Annotated in this window: 17 protein-coding genes; 8 read left to right on the forward strand and 9 right to left on the reverse strand. The window is 53.8% G+C overall.

The genetic code is table 11. The annotated features are described in order from the left end of the window. Positions 1-203 precede the first annotated feature (203 nt). Positions 204-782 carry a hypothetical protein gene (locus ACQ4W7_RS04350; protein WP_436528719.1) on the forward strand — a complete coding sequence of 193 codons (579 nt, stop codon included), beginning with the start codon at positions 204-206 and terminating at the stop codon, positions 780-782. Between the two features lie 1,016 nt (positions 783-1,798). Beyond that, positions 1,799-2,038, forward strand: a complete 240-nt coding sequence (locus ACQ4W7_RS04355; RefSeq protein ID WP_436528721.1) for a hypothetical protein — start codon at positions 1,799-1,801, stop codon at positions 2,036-2,038. A 21-nt stretch (positions 2,039-2,059) separates the two neighbouring features. Here the strand turns inward: ACQ4W7_RS04355 and ACQ4W7_RS04360 are convergent, their stop codons facing one another. The 3 genes from ACQ4W7_RS04360 to ACQ4W7_RS04370 form a co-directional block, all read right to left on the reverse strand. Next, positions 2,060-3,211 (reverse strand): ArdC family protein, encoded by a 1,152-nt coding sequence (locus tag ACQ4W7_RS04360; RefSeq protein ID WP_436528723.1) that lies wholly within the window; start codon positions 3,209-3,211, stop codon positions 2,060-2,062. A 67-nt stretch (positions 3,212-3,278) separates the two neighbouring features. Beyond that, positions 3,279-3,845, reverse strand: coding sequence for a hypothetical protein (locus ACQ4W7_RS04365; protein WP_436528725.1), 567 nt, complete (start codon positions 3,843-3,845; stop codon positions 3,279-3,281). Between the two features lie 262 nt (positions 3,846-4,107). Continuing rightward, on the reverse strand, positions 4,108-6,486 hold the full coding sequence (locus tag ACQ4W7_RS04370) for a type IV secretion system DNA-binding domain-containing protein (RefSeq protein ID WP_436528727.1): 2,379 nt from the start codon (positions 6,484-6,486) through the stop codon (positions 4,108-4,110). A 176-nt stretch (positions 6,487-6,662) separates the two neighbouring features. Here ACQ4W7_RS04370 and ACQ4W7_RS04375 point away from each other — a divergent pair, with 176 nt between their 5' ends. Together ACQ4W7_RS04375 and ACQ4W7_RS04380 are read left to right on the forward strand one after the other, a co-directional pair. Next, entirely contained in the window at positions 6,663-7,235 is a 573-nt protein-coding gene (locus tag ACQ4W7_RS04375; RefSeq protein ID WP_436528729.1) for a hypothetical protein, read from the forward strand. Positions 7,236-7,321: 86 nt separating this feature from the next. Then, positions 7,322-7,972, forward strand: a complete 651-nt coding sequence (locus ACQ4W7_RS04380; RefSeq protein ID WP_436528731.1) for a LexA family protein — start codon at positions 7,322-7,324, stop codon at positions 7,970-7,972. A gap of 244 nt (positions 7,973-8,216) precedes the next feature. Here ACQ4W7_RS04380 and ACQ4W7_RS04385 read toward each other — a convergent pair whose 3' ends face one another. The 3 genes from ACQ4W7_RS04385 to ACQ4W7_RS04395 form a co-directional block, all read right to left on the reverse strand. Next, positions 8,217-8,699 carry a hypothetical protein gene (locus tag ACQ4W7_RS04385; RefSeq protein ID WP_436528733.1) on the reverse strand — a complete coding sequence of 161 codons (483 nt, stop codon included), beginning with the start codon at positions 8,697-8,699 and terminating at the stop codon, positions 8,217-8,219. Continuing rightward, positions 8,699-8,998 carry a hypothetical protein gene (locus ACQ4W7_RS04390; protein WP_436528735.1) on the reverse strand — a complete coding sequence of 100 codons (300 nt, stop codon included), beginning with the start codon at positions 8,996-8,998 and terminating at the stop codon, positions 8,699-8,701. The genes ACQ4W7_RS04385 and ACQ4W7_RS04390 overlap by 1 nt, the downstream gene beginning before the upstream one ends. Before the next feature lie 424 nt (positions 8,999-9,422). Beyond that, positions 9,423-9,932: a helix-turn-helix transcriptional regulator gene (locus tag ACQ4W7_RS04395; protein ID WP_436528737.1), complete on the reverse strand. Its 510-nt coding sequence runs from the start codon at positions 9,930-9,932 to the stop codon at positions 9,423-9,425. A gap of 199 nt (positions 9,933-10,131) precedes the next feature. On the opposite strand from ACQ4W7_RS04395, the gene ACQ4W7_RS04400 reads away from it, so the two are divergent. The 4 genes from ACQ4W7_RS04400 (at position 10,132) to ACQ4W7_RS04415 (ending at position 17,357) form a co-directional block, all read left to right on the forward strand. Beyond that, entirely contained in the window at positions 10,132-11,223 is a 1,092-nt protein-coding gene (locus ACQ4W7_RS04400) for a hypothetical protein (RefSeq protein ID WP_436528739.1), read from the forward strand. Between the two features lie 780 nt (positions 11,224-12,003). After that, entirely contained in the window at positions 12,004-13,092 is a 1,089-nt protein-coding gene (locus ACQ4W7_RS04405) for an integrase (RefSeq protein ID WP_436528741.1), read from the forward strand. 117 nt (positions 13,093-13,209) lie between these two features. Beyond that, a complete protein-coding gene (gene mobF, locus ACQ4W7_RS04410) occupies positions 13,210-16,326 on the forward strand; it encodes a MobF family relaxase (protein WP_436528743.1) in 3,117 nt (1,038 codons plus the stop codon). Positions 16,327-16,607: 281 nt separating this feature from the next. Beyond that, positions 16,608-17,357 carry a hypothetical protein gene (locus ACQ4W7_RS04415; protein WP_436528745.1) on the forward strand — a complete coding sequence of 250 codons (750 nt, stop codon included), beginning with the start codon at positions 16,608-16,610 and terminating at the stop codon, positions 17,355-17,357. Positions 17,358-17,579: 222 nt separating this feature from the next. On the opposite strand, the gene ACQ4W7_RS04420 is transcribed toward ACQ4W7_RS04415, so the two are convergent. The 3 genes from ACQ4W7_RS04420 to ACQ4W7_RS04430 all read right to left on the reverse strand — a co-directional run bounded on the left by ACQ4W7_RS04420 (position 17,580) and on the right by ACQ4W7_RS04430 (position 20,093). Further along, a complete protein-coding gene (locus ACQ4W7_RS04420) occupies positions 17,580-18,221 on the reverse strand; it encodes a hypothetical protein (RefSeq protein ID WP_436528747.1) in 642 nt (213 codons plus the stop codon). Positions 18,222-18,340: 119 nt separating this feature from the next. Beyond that, the gene (locus ACQ4W7_RS04425) at positions 18,341-18,913 is read right to left on the reverse strand and encodes a hypothetical protein (protein WP_436528749.1); all 573 of its coding nucleotides are present in this window, start codon (positions 18,911-18,913) and stop codon (positions 18,341-18,343) included. 367 nt (positions 18,914-19,280) lie between these two features. Further along, on the reverse strand, positions 19,281-20,093 hold the full coding sequence (locus tag ACQ4W7_RS04430; RefSeq protein WP_436528751.1) for a hypothetical protein: 813 nt from the start codon (positions 20,091-20,093) through the stop codon (positions 19,281-19,283). Positions 20,094-20,195 lie beyond the last annotated feature (102 nt).

Below are 20,195 nucleotides of genomic sequence, written 5' to 3' on the forward strand. Positions count from 1 at the left end.
ATCCAGGATGCTGTAACTTATTGATTTTTAATACGAAAAAAGTTGTGTATAACGAGGTGGGTTCAAGGGTGTAGCACGAAGTGACTCACTTATTAGTTAACCATAATTTATTTTTCTGTATTATATTTTTAACTTTATAATGCAGGATGCTGCATTTATCTAATCTTGTAAGAAGTGCGAATTTTAAAAATGAAAGTTCCAATATGAAGGCGAAATCTGTTTTTATTTTTAGTTTTCTATTTTTAGCGAATATAGTTGCTTTATTTTATGCGGTTAGAGTAAACCAGAGCTTCTCCTCCTTTGAATTATTGGCCAACATAATCATAATAACCGGCGCCACCATTATTTTTAGGGGCGTCGCAATGAGCAAAAAAGAAAGGGATGAATTATTTGAAATAGGGAGTGATGATAAACACTTCTACGTTTCAAAAGAAGAATTTCTACGTTTTAAAATTGAGCTAATGAAAAAAATGGACGCCCCTCAAGGGGCATTAGATAAAAAGGATCATGATCTTCAAATGCTTCTTGCCAATCCCCCAAAGTATTTCTCCAACGAAAAACTTTCTTCACTTTTTCTTGAGGCGGAGGATTTCGCTGAGGGAGGCACACTTTTAGTCGTAGTGGGAACTTTATTGTTAATGTTTTTATCTAATTTTTCAAAAATTCATGAAGAAAAAGAGAAGATTTTAGAAAAATCAAAGATGGAACAGTCTTCTGGGAAATCCTGCATTGCCACTCAAGTTCAAACGATAGATTCTGCAAAAAAAACTGACGAAAATTAACAGTCAAAAAAGCGAAATAAAGGCAATTAACAAACAAGCTATTGCCAAGATGAACGAATACCAATTTAATAGAGCATATCTGTGTTTGCGATAGCTTTTGAAATTTGTTTTTTTCATAATCTCATTAAGTAAAATAGAAAGCAGATCTTGAAAACCGGCAGTGTTTTTTTCTGCGGTTATGTTTTTGAAATTGATCAATTTCGTCTGCACCGAGCAATCAACATCTCAAACTGACAGTCAATGTCAAGCCCTCTCTCCAATAAGTCGAAAATGAGATATGAGCCGACAATGCAAGACAACCGACGCAAGCACGCAGCACGCGCTCGCTGCCATGGGCGACGCGAGCCATTTTTTGAGCTTCGAGAAGCCCCCTTCCAGCACCTGCCTTTGGCGGTTTGCCGCAGCCCAAAACCTGTCGAAAATCCAGCGATGAACAAAACATCCAGCGGCAGCAGATCCTGCCGGACCTAGGCCGACACGTAGCCCGAGCCCGCGAAGCATGTGCCGCAAATACCTCGCAGCATTCCGCCCTTAGGGGTCAAATCGTGGACGCTCCCTCCTGACCAACGATTTCGCCTGCCCTGTTGAACAAGACGTGCATGCAGCTTGCAGCCCAACCACATCCCTTTGTGGCTATTGCTTATGCGCGCATTCGGGCGCATGCATTTGAGGTTGTTTTTAAGCCTATGGGGGGCGATTCTGGTGGAGTCGATGGCGTAGACGGAATTGCGATCTATGGGCTTTGCAAAGTCGGCGTGAATAGAGTCGACAAGATACGCCTCGGTCTGCGAGGGCCCTGAGGCGCAGGTGGCGTAGAGCGGAAATTAGGGAACATGGCAGCGAGCTCCGGCCGTTGAAGAACAAGAACATAATGAGGGACTGGCCGCTGCTACGCTAAACAGCATATGCAGACAGGTGGCCTCGGAGAGGCGAAGCTTTCGATTCTTGTTTCTCTGCGCCGGGAGCAGACACCGCACCCGATGCTCCGCGCGCGCTACTCCGACCTAGCATAGGAGATGGGGAAAATCTGGAACAAGAGCCACCCCGGCGAAACGCCGATCGCCCTGCTCCGTGCACTCGCGCAGTGCGCCGTCGGTGCCCCCTTGGACTCAATCAAGCTGCACGATCCAGCCCGTCTCTTGAAGCTGCTGCAAGCGTTGCGGTTCTTGGAGAAAGTGTTGGGCCTTGCGATCTCTATTAAAGACAAAGCGCTGATCGACCGAACCAAGACGACCACCTTCGAATCAATCGAGTGATCTGATAGCAGGGAACAGCCGCTAACAATTGCGATCATATTCCATGATCCATTCCTTGTGAACTTCCATTGAAGTCATTTGAATTTCCAACCCAAGCATATATTCTGCCATTAGCTCGGCATCTTTCGCTGCAGAGAAAATGGCCATCGGATCAGTGCTCACAGCCTTGATCCAGTGTTGAAGGTAGGCCGCGTGGTTGTCGATGTGGCTTTGAGACATTGGCACGCCTGTCTCGGCCGCCAGGATCGCCGAGCAGATCTCCGCCCTCAGCTCTTCCACGGCATATGCCTCGTCGCCCCAACGCTTGGCGATCGCCTCCTGCCGGTCCAGCCGCTTCTTGTGCAACGTGCTGTGCGCCCCCTCGTGAAGGGCCGTCGCATAGTAGTCATAGACGCTATGGAATGACTTTTTGGCCGGCAGACGTATTTCATCCAGGGCCGGCACGTAGCATGCATCGGTGCCACCATGAACGACGAGTAAGCCCGTCTTTTCTTTGAGAGCCTGGATCACCGCCTCCGCCCGGGCAACAGGATCGAACAGCTTTTCAGATGGGGCTTCAAGAGGTGGCACGCCATCCATTTGCTGAGCATTGAAGACGACGTATCGGCGCAGCGCGAAAGCCTTGCGCTCGGCCTCACCTGGCTGCGCATTCCGCGCGCCTGAAAGTCCACCGCCCCCGCCTGCCCCTCCACTTCGCCCTCCACTTCCACTTCCGGCATTTGCATTTGCATTGGCATTTGCATTAGATCTGACGCTGTCGGCATGCTGCCGATTGCCAGCCGAAGAGCTTTGATGTGCATCCGGGCTTGCAGATTTCCCGACTTCAACCAACTTCACGATCGGGGTCCCTTTCTCGCCACGCCTGACCTGCCAGCCATTTGCTTGCGCTTGCTGATAGGTTGCCCACCGAGGATCGGAGCGTCCCTCAGCATCAAGACAGCTCCCCAAAGCAAGCAGCAGCCTATTTATGCCTCGATATCCGTTGTTCGTGGCGAGATTCACTGGCCTGAGAGCTTGCGCCGCCCAAGGTCTTTGCCAGGGGGTATTCCCGTTCTTCATCGCTTCAATCAGTGTGAGAGCGATCTCAGATTTCACGTCTGCTTTACTCCCAACATTTTCGCCTGCAGAGCGAGCATGTCCGTTAGATTGCACAGCTGGGTTTTCGACACGCATGTGTCACCTCTTATTTTTGCCACTATGAAAACCTGATCAGATCGTCCTCCCCCTACATCACAAAGACCTATTGGGGATCAATATCCTGATGGCCCCCCTTCTGGTCCTGGGAAAACGCGCGCGGCGCTAGGCTTGCCCCGCAAATTCTTTGATGAACTCGATCCATATGCACCTGGTCCATTAGTATTTTTCGGATCACATTTTCCAGTTCCCGCGACAAGCTGGCTCGCTCCACACAGCCACGTTCCTTTAACTTGCTGTGCAAGTAAACGCAAAGTTCCAGCTTTACAAAAAGCATCCCCGCGTATTTTTCCTTGTCAGCTTGCTGATCTTGAATGCAGCTCTTTCGAAATTTAGTATTGAGCTCGTCAATGGGGGCTTCCTCTTCAATAGGGGCTTCAATGGGCGCGCCAATACCTGCTTGGTCACTTGAAGACGCCAAATCCTGGTCGTTGCCCAAGTCCCCAACAAGGTCGACATCCAGATCAGCTAGGACCTCGTCCTCGTTAGAAATGGCTTGAGTGGCTAACGAGGCACCTCGTGGGCTTTCGCGCACCTCCGCAAGGCACAGCCTTTTGATGATGAAACCCGAGCAATTGAAACCGTTTTCTAGTGTTGAGTTCATTTTTTTCATCAAACCTCCCATACAGCATATTTTCGACATCCAACACCTGGCTTCTTGCTCCGGCCCTGCCCCCCTACCGCCTTCGCCGCTGATGCTGGCCACGTCCCGCACCATTCCTTGCGGCCCTTGCCGGCAGCATTGGATATGCTTCTTCCGTTAAGCTATGCACGGGACTGCTTTGGCGCCTGGTTATTCGCCGACTGCTTGCCGGGAAATTGGCATGACTGCGACGAACGGCCGCCGCCATCGTTCGGCCAAAGATGCAAATTCATCAGTCATTGAGCGCATCGCTCCTCGCATCGCAAGTCTTTTTGGATGCCCTCTTTTTTTTAAGATCAAGAGTTTCATTCAGCATTGCTGACAGCTCCTCCACGCTGGGCAAGTCGTGCAAATCGCTGGGCAGCTCATTGCTCACCGGCTCAATTTTGGTCAATGGCGCAAGTTCCGGGCGAAAATCTGTCCTCGATGCTGGCAAGTCAACGCTGGCTCCAAGTGGGACACGGGAAAAAGCGAACGAGCCAGACGAATCGGGATAAAAAGTGTTTGGCTCCGTGTGCCCGGCTGGAATTCGAGCCGTGCCTGCTGCTGGCACTGCTGATGCAGGAGCTGCCACTGAGGCTGTGCCAGAGATTGGAGTTGCCTTTGCGGCTGGCGATATTGTTGCAAATGGGGTTGCGGCTAGGGTTTCTGCTGGGGTTGCGGCTGGGATTGGAGCTGCGGCTAGGGTTGATGCTGCGATCGGGGCCGGGGAGGATGCCGCAGGGCTGCCAACAAAGCCCGCACCTCGGCTGACATCTTGAGTCCATGCAGCCGGCACGTGAGCAGCCCGCGCCTTTTTCATCTTGTAATGGGGCCAGAACAGCTCGTATGCTTGGCCACCGGTAAAGAGCGCCAGGCGAACACCTTGGCCATCGGGGGTTGGGCCGAGGCGGGAACCCAGCTCCGATGGCTTGTAGATGGCAATTTCGTCCCGTGCGAACGAAAGCGTCGTCGAGCTCCCTGAGCCACTCCCTCCATTACCAGCATAGGAAATATTCGATCGCTCAACCTCCCTTGAGCCCAAAGCTTTGCACATCTGCTCCGCGGTGTCTCCCTGCATGAGCTGCCCGACCAGGACCGTGCCGGCCATCGACACCATCGCCTTCACCATGAGCGCTCCATGGATCTCCTCTAGCTGCGCCAAGTCCTGGCAAGCCAAAATGCAGCGCACGCCCCGCGAGCGGCCGACCTCCAAGAGCGGCCGGATCGGCACTTTGCCCATTTGCGCCGACTCATCGGCGATGATCCACAGCTTGCGGCTCTCGTCGTCGTCCATCTCCACGCTATTCACGATCGCCGAGACGGTGCCAATGATGCCCTCCAAGTAGCCCTTGGTAAGTTCCGGATAAGCGCCATGCCCTTGCAGAATGATTTGCCGGCGTGCTCCGCGGGAATTCCCCCCTCCACCCTTCCGGCCATCTGCCCCCTCAACTGGCCCGCAGCCCTTCCCAGCACTTTGCCTGCCCACGGCCTCCTCAACACCGCAGCCCCCTTCACCGCCATGTGTCCCACCATGCGCCCATTCCACAAAGCTAATGCGGCGATCCTCCGGTGTTTCGCCCCAAGCCTCAGCCAGGTCAAAGATCGACGCGCAAAACGAGGACAGATTGATCAAAATGCCCTGCGTAGTGACTGACGCCCTCTCCACCGACCGCATTGCCTCTGGATGGCACGCCTCCATAATTTTCAGAATATTGGCCTGCGGAATGGACATCATTTCAGCCAGCTCGCGCCATCCCCACCCATTCCCTCGCGTCGTCTTTAAATAGATCATGAAGCCGACCACGATCTGCCGCGCCGCGTTGGACCACATCGGGTCCTGGGCCTCCTTGATCATCGCTGCGGCGAACCGCCGCATGTCCCCGATGTTCCGCATGTCCTTGGCGATGTCCCACGCCAGGGACCGGGCATCCCACGGCGCCATGATCTCGGGCTCGCCAAATCCCTTTGTGAACTCTCCCTTGGGATCGAAAAGGAGCAAGCTCTCGCCCGCATCGATCACGGCCTGAATCATTGGCTTGAGTGCCGTCGACTTGCCAGAGCCCACGCCTCCCACTACCAGGACGTGCCTAGTCCACATGTCCGCTGGATAAGGCACATCCGGGGCAATGGGGTGATCAGGCCTGCGCTTGACCTGGTCCGCGAGCATCAGATTCAGTGCCTCGGCCGCTTGGGCGCCCACATGGCGCGCCGATCCTCTCAGCACAAGCAGGCCATTGCGCGGAGCGAGGTAGATTTTCGCCAGGAACACTGCGGGCAGGCACGCGACCCACAGCGCAAACATCAAGCGAGAGATCAGAGCAATTCTATCCCCCGCAGACAGCGATTCCAGAAATTGGGCATAGCTGCGGGCCGCATCTGAAAATGCCCAACTCCAAACGCCATGCAAGGCCGAGCGAATGAGATAGCTGAAGTGGAGCGAAATGGCGCCCGGAGGGTCATTCAGCCAGGGCAACGTCCGCCAAGACAACATCAGCGCCAAAATCCCGAGAAAAGCTCCAAGCGTAGCGCTGGCGCCAATCCACCCCACCACATTCACCCGCCCCACCGAAGGCGCGGCCGGGGCTGAAATGCCCCAATCAAATTCAGTCCGACCATTGTCGCTGTTCATCGCTTCTCCCAATGCCAATCAGGGCACTGCGGAGGGAAATTAGCTTCGGACATCGGCGCCGGCCGTCTTGACGAGCGGCCAACGCCGCCGCTGATCAGACAAACAAATCCGGCTAGGCAGAAGACGCTTCCAAGTTGCAGTCGAAGGCAGGAAGACAATCACTCCCGGAGGAAGCAATGACAGCAATGACTCAATATGGAACGCCAGAAGAAACGATGCTCGCTTATACCAACATCAGCGCCCGCGAAAGGCAAATCTTGCAAGGAGTGGCCAGAAGATACATAAAGGGAACTCATTTCACCGAGCCCCTGGATCTGATGCATGAGGCTCTATACCTGACGGTGGAGCAGCGCCGCCGCTGGCCCAAAAGCGTTAATTTTGAAATCTACATGGTCATGACCATGCGCAGCATTGCCGGCGCCGATCGCAACAAGCAGTTGACGCAGGCGGCATCGGGCATTCCCGTCGAAGACATTCTTGAATGGTCTTTCCTGGGCGAGAACTTTCACATCTCCGCCGAAGAGACTGTCCTTCGCGCCGAAGAGCGCTTGGCTGATAGCATCTCCACCAAGACGATATTAGGCCAGCTACGCGCCGGGGCCGACAAAGTCGCGGGGGACGTTCTTGCATGCCTTCTGTCGGACATGCCTGCCCGAGAAATCAGATCCTCGCTCGGCCTCAGCGTTGGCGCGTATGACGCGGCAAGAAAGCGGGTCTTGCGAAAATTCAAAAAGTCGGAGAGACTCTGATCCGGCTGTGACGGCAGAAGCACTCTCGCAGCCGCTCACACCACGCCGAGGTCGCGGCGCATGGCGAAACGAAGAGGCTCTCTCCGATGATTCGAAACACTAAGAAAAATGGCGCGGGTAAGCCCGCGCCCCGCTCAAACCCAAGCAAGGCCAAGCCCGCAAGCGCCGGGCTATCGCCACTCGAGGCGTTCATTATTGCCAGTGGTGACTTCTCGGCCGACGACATTGCTTCAATGACGAGCGACGATACCTCGCATCATGAGGAAACATCTGCGGAAGCGCCGTTGGAGGCCTATAAGCACTGGCTCAGCGCCATAAAAAACCAAGATCACGATACCTCCCCGATTCACCAGGATTCCTCTCCAATTCAAATTCCCTCAACTAGGATAACTGGCCAATCCGCAGAGGAAAGGCGCCTAGCGCGCATGGCCTCAGCAATCATGCATGCAAAAAAACAAGTTCGCATCATCGGCAATTCAATGAGCGAGCTTGGAATCAAGGACGGCGACATGGTCGATGTTGAGCTCAATGCAGAGCCCAAGGATGGCGACATCGTGTGCGCAGATGTCGTTGGCGTAGGCCGCGTGGTGAGAACACTCAAGATCATCGGTGGCGCATATGTCTTGGTCGCCTCGAGCCCAGCATTTGAAGCCATTCCCGTGCTTGAGGAGTCAGACATGCGCATTCTCGGCGTGATCGTAGGCTTCCCCAGCCACAACAGCCGCAGTTTCCACTAGGCCTTGCCTACCCCGCCATTGCCTTGCATGCCTACCACCTGTTTTTAGATGGACTCCTGCGTCCCGGAGATACTCATGAGTTTTGCTCCGAAAAGCCTCAGAATTTATTGCATTTTTTGGCTCTTAAGAGAATTTGACCATCAACAGCAATAAGACAAGAGTTGTCAATCTTCGGCCAAGTCTGGTTATAAGCATGGCGGAACGGAAGGCTCTTATTTACCACGGTTAGTCAGGCCGGATAAGATTAAAAAGGCTTTGAGGCAAACTTCCGAAGTAGCGCTGAGAAATATGGATGGCCCGGCTTATACGAGAAATTTTTTTCGTTCAAAAACGGAATATGATTCTTCGAATAGCCGAAAATAGTCAAGATATGAGCACTAATTTTCATATAATGCAGTGCTTGTTCGGAGTCGGAGCCGCTTAAATTACGAATCAACGAAAACGGTGTTTTCACAGTGCCAATTGTTATGTAAGTTGGACCACAGTGGTAATGCCAAGCGTTAGAATTTTTATAAATCGTAGCAGTAGATATAACTGAAAGCGAATGCCGACAAATCCAAGACTCCTTGTTTGTGCCTTCGAAGTCTTTTTGCTGGGACAAATCGGAAATGAACTGAGCAACCCTCGCCTTCTCAGTAGTATTCAAATTATTCCAGTCCGTTGCGAATGGTGTATTTTTGGTTCCGCCACGAAATTCATCGTGAAACCGCACTTTCGAAAAACCCATCAGCAAGCTTTCACGCTAGTCATGGCATTGATCATGGCTAGAACCTCTTGAGGCGAAATGGGCGAACTAATGTCAATTTCACACGCGGGAGCGTCACATGGGGCTGAGTTGATACGACGCTCGAATTCAACAGAGGCGTCCTTCATCTGCATAGCTAAACGCTCGCGCCGAGCTTGCATGGTTGCAAGCTTAACATTCTGCCCCCAGGCAGTTGGCAATCCTGAACTCAGCTTCAACCCATTGATTCCTTCGAAACGCGAGATCGTGCCAGCATGTGAATCACTAAATTTTTTAATCATGGACCACCTCCAAAGATCTTGTAACAGTATATCATGGCGCAGTCAACGGCTGAAGGTGGCGAGTGTCTCCACTGAGCCGAAATGCTACAACTAGGGTTGGAACTATGGTCAACTTAGCTCTGGCGGCGCCGAAAAAATGTAGACCGCTTTTTTACATTGTGACGAAACCTCTCAGAAGGTTACTCCCAAGCCTTGATATTTATCAATAAAGCAACATTTTCAGCTTAACCTCTTGCTACTATACATGATTCAAAACAGCCAGAATCCGCTACTCATTCTAGTCTCAGCCTTAGACAAGCCACACTTTGTCATCGTGTAGAGTGTCCGCAACGGCGTCCCCCGACACCGTCGAAAATCAAAGCATAATTGGACTAGCCCGCAAAAGAAGCACTCTTGCGGACTAGTCCACTACCTAAGTCACGAATCAGCGTCCCGGCCGAAAGCCAGTCCCGCGTTTGCCGTTGCCGGCCAATCCCAAGGTAGCCATGGCGTCCTCGACGATCGATGCTGCCCGCGCCCGCGCCATGACCTCCTCTTTCATCTGGCGAGCGTGGGCGGTCTCTTCCTGCTCGTTTTTTTCGCGCGCCTCGGTCTCGGCAGCCTCCAATGCCGAAAGGCAATCGCGCGCGCAATACCACTCGACCAGGTCGTCTATGCAGACCATAGGGGTGAAATTAAAGATCTGATAGGGAATGAAAAATTGCCTATTACGAATTAGTCTCCAAATCGTCGATGCTGAAATACCCAGGATGCGGGCCAGCTTGGTGACGTTGATGAACGCTGATTCCACCTGATAATCCTTGATGATCATAAGCTTAACGCGCATGCGCTCAGCTTCCGCAATGTCTGCAAGCGAGGGGTTGTCGGCGGCGTCATCTTTTGAGCAGTCACATTGTCCTACGCAATTGCATTGTTTTCCATAAAAGCAGCTCATCTTTTCTCCGTTGAGTGGCCGTGGCCGGTTGGCTGCGGCAGCCAATAGCACTGCAAACGAAGGGGAATTTCGGCCAACAGGCAGACAGACGGCGACTTGGTGCCGCCTGTCCATCGCAAGGCATTGAGCGGAAGATCCGCCCACGGCCCGGCAAGCTTTAAAAGGCCAGTTGCCTCCTGCTTGCGGAAGACGCGGCGGAATGCAGCATCTGGCCAACGGCGCTTTCCGCTTCAGAAAGCTGACGAGGCCAATGAACCGACGCGACGAAAACATGCTCAACCACTACGGAAAAGATGGCGCTCCATTGGACGCCTTGGCGCCAGAAGACGACTGGGACCTTCCTCAGCCGCCTCGGCAGCCGCCAAGACGCGACGACCTACCTCCCCCGCCGATCAAGCACGAGCAGTCGCCAGTATCAGGGGAAATTGCACGACCCGTGATTGAAAATGTGCCATCGCGCCTGCCAAGCCAAAGAGGCCTCGACCGATGTCCCGCATTCATGGTTAGAAGCGCCCTTTTCCGGGCTGGCAGGATCGTCTTAGGGGTAAGCCACGATGGCCCTGTAAAGGGACAAGGAAGCTATGATTTGACGCTGTCGGGGGAACGGCTGTATATGCGGGACAAACAGCTGTGGCAAGCGGTGATCAGCATCGTCAAACGAGCGCCTCGCCACGATGTTCCTATACGGATTGAGTTGGCGGCGATCGCAACACTGATGGGTTCATCCGACCACTGCGGCGGAGCCCTGAGGCGAATCTGGCAAAGCGTGGAAAGATTGTCGCGTGCAGCCATTCAGGTGAAGCTTAGCGACGGTCAAGTCCACGAGGGCAAGCTGCTCTCGGCCGCATATCGTCAAGAAAAGAAGTATTTCGTTGAGCTGGACATGCAATGGATGGCCGCGGCCATGTGCTTGGATTATCAATTCAAAATAGACTGCGAGCGCCGCAACGGACTGGCCACCTCGCTAGCTCAGTGGCTTCATGATTTTTTGTCGACTCACCAAAGTTCTCCGGGCCTCTCGGTCGGCTACCTGCGTTCACTGTGCGGCTTCGATGGACAAAATAGGAAATTTCCGGCGGCGATTCGCACCGCCCTGAGCGAGCTGAAAATCTCCGCAGCTGCGCTTGTCGCAGACTTTGAGATTATCAAAAACGGCAGATCCAGCGACGCTTGGACTGTAGTCATTGTGCGCGGCCCAGAACAGCCATCATTCTCCGGTCCGTCATCGCCCAAAGCCTTCGACGGGATGGAAAGCCTATGTATTCCAAAGTGCCGCAGGGTCGCGCTTTGAATGTCCGACCTGGCTTACCGGAATCTGCTCATCGACAAGCCAGGCTGACGGGTTTAACGGAGCAGATGACTTTGCGAATGCTCGCCATCTCGGGTGTAACTGGGAGGTTTCTCGGGTTTAAGGGCGAAGTTCAGCCAGACAGCTCGGGTTTAACCGGGAAGATGCTCGAGTTTAACCAGGAAGGTCCTCGGGTTTAACTGGGACGCACGGCCCACATCTATAGATGTTAATAAATATAAAAATAAAAGACCGTCGACTGCGGCCTTGCCTTGGGCAAGCCGCGTCTAGCCTATATACCCAGTTCCAAGCTTCCGCGGCGCCATCGCCGCGAATTTATTGGAATCCAAACCCCGTGCGATAAACGAAAACCAACGCTCGACCAGATCTAAGGATGTGTCGATAAATACCGCTTGTCCGAAACTTTTCCGCTGCAGCGGACTGCAGCGGGAAAAACATTTGCTCTAAATACTCCAAAAAATGTGCAATACAAGACGTTTTGGTGCTCAAAAGGCCATATTTTGTTGCAACGGAACGTGTTTTCTGTCTTTCTAGCAGGAATTTGGTGCCAGTGGCAGTAGATATTTTGACAATGCTTCAAAAGAAAGCGTATCCGCAAACCCTTGCAAGCTCTGGTCGTTTACGAGATCGGTTCTACGCGGATGGCAGCGCCACGAGCGCGCTGCAAGAATGCTGTTCTAAGCCCTGACAAACGGGCGGCTGAAAAGCCCTCTCGTCGGCAATGAACAGATCCACTTTCGAAGCCAAACCAAGGAGAAAAAAATGGCCACCATCGTAGAACGACCACGCAAGAACAAACCAAGCACCTGGCAAGCAACGGTTAGAGTCAAGGGACAACAAACCGTAACAAAAACTTTTGAAACCCGGGATAAAGCGGATGAGTTCGCGCAGCGCGTAGAGTGCGAGCTAAAAAAGCTTGCACTTATAGAAGAAAAGAGAAAGGCGCGCCTTAAGCCAAAGCAAGCATCACTTGAAGGTTTGCTTGATGAGAGCTTGGTCGATATTTTGGAAAAATACCTCGACAGCAGCGATTCGCCTGACAGACAAAAGCGAAATCTACCGACGATTATAAAATTTGTCCGCCGCATTGGCGGTAATTCTCTGCATCAAATCACATCTTCTTGGAACAAAAAATACGTCGAACGTCTGCGAAGGGAAAAAACAAACCGAAAAACCGTTTTCTCCTACGCGACAATTTTTATTCATTTGCAGATCATGGCGAATGCCTGCAAGTGGAGGGCCGAGAGTTTAAATATTCCCACCCCTGAACTCAACTTTTCAAAAAAACACTTCCCCAAGCATTGGGAAAACAAGCGTTCACGAAGGCTTTCTGCAGAAGAGCAAATACGTCTAGAGGCGACCCTTGCCAAACACGGAGCCCCCTCAAAAACGCAATGGCTCCTACTAATGCGACTAGCCATGGAGACAGGTGCTCGCCTTCAAGAGCTCGTTCTCGCGGATTGGGCCGAATTTGAACTACCTAGGAAGTTGTGGACCATACCTGCCGCCAAAACCAAGTGTAATAAGGAGCGCGCTGTTCCACTTTCCTCCTTGGCATTAGACTATATGAGGGAACTGGAGAGCGAAGCACTTGATGGCAATACCCGTGTATTTCACCGGCTAGGCCAGCCGCTTAGCGTCTCCGCAGGGTTCCACAAGTTCGTGAAAAAGACGGGACTGATTGATTTTAGATTCCATGACCTTCGCCACGAAGCGATCAGTCGGATGGTGCTCTACAAGCGCAAGCTGTCAGTCTTTGAAATCATGGCGATTGTTGGCCATAGCGATCTGTCCATGCTGGTCCGATACGCAAATCTTAGGGGCGATGAGCTCGCCGAACGGATGGATTAACGCTCAGCTTGGGGTGGCTTCCCAGCCACCCTTGTTTTCGCCCCTTTCTGAGCAAAGAAATTTGAAAAGCAAAGCGCCAAAAGCGAGCCAGCTTGCTATTCAATAGGGAGGTGTCATTTGCTTTCAATCACGAAAATAAATTCTGCATCGAACCAAGCTAGGAAGGGGCACGGCGCCAAGGGCTACCTTCATTATCTTGGAGGCCCCACTGATACCACACGCCAGCGGGGAGACTTTGACGATTATGCTCGGGGTCGGGATGAGGACTTGGGGCCGCCGCCATTCTGGGCCGGTGGCGGAGCACCGCTGCTTGGGCTCTCCGGCCTGGCAGAGCGCGAGCATGTAGAACGCTTGGCCAAAGGATTCCATCCGCTTACCGGAGAGGCATTGGTCAAGGGAGCCGGCGACAACCATGTCATGGGGCTCGACATGACCTTCTCGGCGGTCAAGGATGTTTCCGCGATATTTGCCGCCGCAGACAGAGGGACGCGCGACGTGCTCATCGCTTGCTTGCAGGACTCGGCAAAAAGCGCTCTGGCCCATGTTGAGAAACACTCGATCACCAGGCACGGCCAAGGCGGCAGAGTAAAGCAGCAGGCGGGGGCCACGATTTCAGCATGCTATACGCATTTCAGCAGCCGCGCCGGCGAACCTCAGTTGCATATCCACGGCTTCTTCTTCAACTTGGCCAATCGCAAAAATAGCGAGGAATGGAGCGCCTTGGAACACCGCGCCCAGTTTGAGGCGAAGATTGCCACCGGCATTCTCTTTCGCGTCGAGCTCGCGAGCCGGCTGCGGCGCCTTGGCTTCGAAGTGGAGCCAGCAGGCCCCTACTTTACAATTCGCGGAATCGACCAGGCACAACGGGATGCCATGTCGACGCGCTCCAAGCAAATTGCAGAATATGTGCGCGAATGCGGCATGCTTGAAGCGGATGGCGCTGTCGCGCGGGAAATTGCCGCCCTCAACACCCGCTCCGCCAAGGCCGAGCCCTCGCTGCCGGTTCTACTTGAAAGCTTCAAGGAAATGGCCGCAAAGCTGGGCTTGACGCCAGAAGCCGTCGCCTCGATGCGAACCGGCTACGACAAGCCTGCGCAGCCTGACATTGAAACACCTTTTAAAATTGATCGCGATGCAGTCTTGGCCGAGCTTTTGGAGAGCCAATCGTGCGCGACCGCCCAAGACGCCCTCGCCCTCGTCTGCGAAAAGGCCATGGGCCACTGGAACGCGGAGGAATGCCTGGCGGAGCTCGAAAAGTTCCTGGCTCACTACAATGTCGTTCAGCTGGGCCGCACTGAGCATCTCACAGAGATCTTCACTTCGAAGGCCACCCTAGATCTTGAAGCCTCGATCAGCGCCTCGGTGGAGCGGCTCTCCTTGGATCGATCGCACCAGGTCGCCCGCTCCATCGTCGGCCATGAGTTCGACCGCCTGGAACAGGAGCTCAAAGACAAGCTGGGAGTCGGCGTCTCCCTGGACCAACAGCGCGCCGCGGCCCTGCACATCGCCTGCGACACTGGCAGGCATGCCTTTGTGGAGGGATGGGCAGGCACGGGCAAGACGACGCTCTTGAAAGCCTTGGGCGTGGCATATGCGGCCGCAGGGTTTAACGTTTCTGGCTGCTGCCAGTCGGCCGCGGCGAGCTTGAACCTGGCGCGAGAGGCGGACATCCCTTCGCGCACGATCGCCAGCCTGCTCCTGTCGCTTCAGAAGGGCAGAATGAAACTCGATTCCAAAAGCATCTTGATCCTCGACGAGGCTGGCATGGTCGGATCGCGCGAGTTTGGCCTCCTGCAAGCCGAGGCCATCAAGGCCGGCGCGAAGCTGGTCTCGGTCGGCGATGCCAAGCAGTTGCAGCCTATTGACGCGGGCGGGATCTTTCGGGCGCTAGCCATCCGCCACGGCAAGGCCGAGATTTCCAACATCCAGAGACAGCGGACCGACTTCTCCCCCCTGCTCAATTGGCTCGAAGCGCGCGGGAATCTGTCGAAGAGTCAAATCCAGGCCTTGCGCGAGGCGCCGGAGGAGGCGCGGCTGCAGGCCCTCGAATCGATTTGCTCGGGCGACGCCAAGCTGGCGCGGGCCTTTGAAAAATGGAGGGACCGCTACGATTTCGAATGGATGCGCAAGGCCGTGGAGCTCTTCGCCACGGGCGAGGCACGCGCCGGCTTGGAGATGCTTGACGAGCGCGGACGCCTTAAATTGGTTTCGGGGCACTCCGCCACAGTTGCCCAGTTGATCGAGGCATGGGACCAGGACAAGGCCGCATTGCCGCAGAAGGCGATCATTGCCGGCACGCGCGCCGAGGTCGCGGAGCTCAATGCCAAGGCGCGGGCGACTCTTATCGAAAGGGGCATCGTTCGCGATGCGGATGGAATTGAGGCCGAGATCATCCACCGCGACGACACTACCGACATCAAGCGCTTCGCGCCTGGCGATCGAATCGTCTTTACCAAAAATGACAGGTCGCTGGGCATTTCAAATGGCGTGGCGGCCAGCATTGCGGTAATTGAGCGCGCCGCGGCCGGCGTCATGCTCGTGGTAGAGCTCGACGAGCCAAACGAGCGCCAAGAAAAGATCGTTCGCATACCCGCGTCGTTGGGGCGCTTTGACCATGCCTTTTGCCTGACGAATCACAAGAGCCAAGGGCGCACATTCGAATCGGCCTATGTCCTCGTGAATCCACGCATGGCGGATCGCGAATGGAGCTATGTTGCCGCCAGCCGCTCCCGCTTCGCCACCACCCTTTTCGCAAACCTTGGCGCCTTGGGAGCTGACGACCCCGAGTCCCATCAACAGCAGGACGGAGCGCCAAGCGAACGAAGCAAGGCAATTGATGTCTTGGCCTTTGGCATGAGGCGCGGCCGCGCTAAGGGGACCACGCTCGATTATGAGTCGCCAAAGGCGCCAGCGAGCGCATCTTCCCCAAGCTGGGCAACATCGTTCCGAAATCTCATTTCGAGGGCAATCCGGCGAATGCGTTCGGACTCTCGGCCTTTCGGCCCCACTGCCAACGGCATCACCAGTCCCAATATCATGGCCAATGTCGGCGCCATCTCCCCAGCGCCATGCTCTATCCGCTTCTCTCCATTGTCCACCTGGCGGCCCTCTTCCCCCATAGGTTTAGCTGTGCACTCCAACACTGGCTCTCCGGGCTCGGTCCATGGGCAAGTTCCATATAAAAGGCCACCGGCCATCCTGCTTGGAGAGCTCGAGTTAGGTCTGGTTCGATAGAGATTTTTCAGTTCGGAGAACGGGGGAGATGAATGCTAGGAGCGCTGCTATGAGTGTTGTAAATGAGGGGGTAATGCGTTGAACGAGAGACATGCGGCGAACCATCCGGTGGCATATACAAGATACAAAAACGCCTGGAAAACATCTGAGAAGCCTAGCTTAGAAACGTATATCGAACATCCACGCTGAATAAAAGCATCTTTCGCAAAAGTCCTTTACAAAGGCGTCTTCTATGTCCGCCCCATGGGATACACATTTCGATATCAAAGGAGAGCAACCAAATGTCGGCTACAGAAATCAGCAACAACCCATGGGACCAGAAGGGAGTCTTTCTACGATTAAGCAAGGAGCGCAAGGTGCTGCTCATGGCGATCGCCAAGAAGCTGGGCTATGAGGAGTCTCCGCACAAGGCGCTCGCAGCCTATATCGCGTCATCGAAATTGAAGGAAGAGCATCAAATCGTAGAGCATCTATCAGAATTTTCGGATGGATTCACTGCCTTGGACGCCCTGCGACAGAACATAGATCAACGCTTCGAAACTTTGGCGGCGTCGACGATAAATTCCCAAATACGCATCGAAGCGCTGGTCGCCGGGCTCAACAAGGCCCTCGCCCCGGTCCTCGAGCTTTTGGACGCCGCGAGGCCCGGCCCGGAGGCGGCAATCTCCATGGCAATGTGGCTCGGAACGGCTGAGGAGCAATTTGGTCTTCCCATCCGGCGCCTAGCGCTGACGCGCGCTGCCTGGATCGAGACTAAGATCGATCGCGAGTCAAAAGGCAAGGTGTCCATGGCTTTCGACGCCGACATGCTGAACATTGACGGTCGGGCCGTCCAAGCCAGCACTGGCGCTCGCGTGGAGATTGTTGGAATCGATCCAGCAGGTCCATTGTGCGTGGCCATCAGCGCATCGCCGCTTCGGCATACCTTCTTCGCTTGCCAAGCAACGCAAGATGGAACGTGGCGGGCCACGGCTTTTCATGCTGACGAAGCCGGCGCAGTAGGCGCGCAGCTAGAATCGATGGAGTTTTGACATGTGGCGGCCGCCTAACTTGGCTGGGCCAGACTCTGGCAATTTTAAGCGTTATTAAAAACAAATATTGGATTTCAACGGCAGGACGTGTGGCCTATGCGCCGGCCCGCTCAGTAGCAACGTTTGACGTGGCTATGTATGCCAATGCGACATATTCCTTTGGTCCCCAGGACCGCGATAATGAAAAGCTCTCGTAAAGCAACTGCACACAATGGAAAGCCTTTAACGTGCGCTTAGTTTCTTGAAGTCCAACCATCTTGTGATCTCTGCGCCGATGGCAGGACCGAAGTGTCCGCCGACAGGGTTGGGGGCGAATCTAATCGTTTCACACTCGATCGAGCGGTCGATTTGCCACGCCCACGCGCCTCGCGCGATCACCAGAAACCTGTCGCCGCGCAAAGCCTCTGGAATCAACACCTCATGGAGATGCCGTCTAGCCATGATGCAGCTAGGCAGTTTCTTAACCAGCGAGCGCTTCACCTTTTTTGAATTTTTTGATGCATATGCCAAGACATTGAACACCGCAACGGTGCTGGCAAGTTGCTCAGGCGGCAAATCAATCCTGCCTACCCTTTCCAAATACCACTTGCGCCATCCTGCGAACTGCATGGGAAAATTGCTCTCGCCACGAATTTGTTCGAACAGCGCTCGCTTCGCATCGTCGCTTTGCGCCAATTCCGAATCCTCCACCTCATACCCGGGGTTGAGATAGCAGGCGACCACAGGAGCGTCTTTAAGCCTTCCGTTGACATGACCTGGCGGAAGCGTCGTCTGGAAAACGCTGGCGTTTTGGCCAAGCAGTGGAACATCAAGCGGATGCATCTTGTCGTCTATGGAAAAGTCCCGCCAGAAATCAAAAAGCATGTCAGTCTTTCGCTATGGCATCGGATCTCCATGGTAGACGCAATTGAGTGGCGCCGCAGGCAATACAGTCTTTTGAATCCATTTTTGGCCGAATGATAGTTGAGATACAGCGATGATTGTCAGGGAAACTCTTCAAACGTTGGCAACGACAAGGGTATACTTCGCGACAGAATTTGCAACGCGTCGAGCATGGGGTCAAGCATATCGCGGATATAGTGGTTTTGAAGACTGCTAGGTAAAGACCTGTCGAATATGACCGGCTCTTTGGAGCTCATGGGCACAGGATATCGCCCTTGCCAAACCACCATCTCCATCAGATGCCGGCAAACCTCACGAAAGGCGAAAGCACTTCTTTCATCGATTAGAATCGTCGAGAATTTTGGGCCAAAAATGCCAGCTTTCTCGGCTAAGGCGATGAGATCATGCCCATTGGACACACCCAAGCTTTTGATATAAGCGCGCGTCGTTTTCCCTGCGCCATCCTGCTGGATTTTCAGCTCGATATCCTCGGGATTGACATCAACAATTTCGGCTTTTAAAGCATTTTCAAGTGCTAGGCCATAAAGCAGCTTCGACGACTGCATGTAGCCTAAAGCTATATCAAAAACCTCGTCGTTCACGACTCCACCTTTGACGGACTCGATGAGAGCATGCTCAAATCGCTCCCATAGCGCCTCAGCGGAAATTCTCATGATTGAACTCTCACGCCTCCATGCTCTTGGGTCCCTGACATCTCGCATAAATTGATCTGGTAACATCCATCGCCTTCATCTCGTGTGGTGAATCATCGTAGCATGGCTTCAATCATATCAACACCGACAAGCAAGCGTCCTCCATTCTCTCCGTGCGGAGCCACTGTTCCAGTCCCAGCAGGTTACAGATTCTCGAACGTGAAGATTTTTCGATGCGGATGATTAGAACGACCGATCCGCAAGACCATGATGGCGAGCCGCTGGAAACCTTCACCGGTGGCGATACGCATTGCATACACCGAAGGTGCGTCAGGTGTATAAAAAAACGGGCTTCCGAATCGCCTCGGACGCCCGTTCCCTATGAAAGCTAGAATTTCGCGTTTGTAAGGTTGACGAACCAGAGCCGCGCATCCCCATCAATGGCCCCTTGGTATCCCAGTTTGACGAACAGGGAGGAAAAAAGGTAATCGCCATTGGAATAAAATGTAGCGTCCTCCCCAGTGGAGCGCGGCAAAAGTTGCGCCGGAATTCGTGGCCCTGCTGTCCGGAGCTGCTGAGAAGAATACATTGATGGAGACATAAGTCCGCGATAAGCGCGCATGGCGCCAATGGACAAATATCTGTCATCTGGCTTGATATCCACGCTGCAAATCACAACACCCTCAACTTTCTGCGATTTCTTCTCTGAGGTCCATATCATCGCAGTGAATTTGATGCACTCCAACGGACGCGCCTCCTTCGCTAATTGCGAATATCTGGTGCTGGAATGCTCGTTTGACGCTAGTGTTTCAGAATAGTCATCAACATGGATACTCACGCGTGGCCAGTAATTCCCATAGCTCTCCAACGGGTAGCGCTCAAACAGCTTGTAGAGCGGAGTGCTCTCGATCGACTTTCCTACCCAGCGAGGATCTTTCGGGCGAGGACCGTCAATGATAATTCTTGACCCACTGATTACCTTGGGGGTGCCTTCACCGGCAGCGATAGTGGGGGCTGCTGACCGGCTATTTGGGTTAGTGGCGGTTGCCGAAGTCGGCACAGTCCCATTAAGCATCGCGCCCACCGTGTTGATTGCCTGCTGAAGCTGGGCGTTGGAACCCGCCGGCCCGCCCGTGTTAGCGCATGCCGAAAGCAGAAATGGAATAAGCGCAATCAAAGGCGCGGATAAAATTTTTCGCATGATAATTCCTATACAGTTAAATAAAACACATCAATTCAGTGATTGCCTCTGGGCTTGCCGCGGTCGCAGGGCAAGGCACGAACTTGACGGCGCGCGCTGACG

It is taken from the genome of Janthinobacterium algoris (assembly GCF_051380935.1).
In the GTDB taxonomy this organism is placed as follows: domain Bacteria; phylum Pseudomonadota; class Gammaproteobacteria; order Burkholderiales; family Burkholderiaceae_D; genus Janthinobacterium.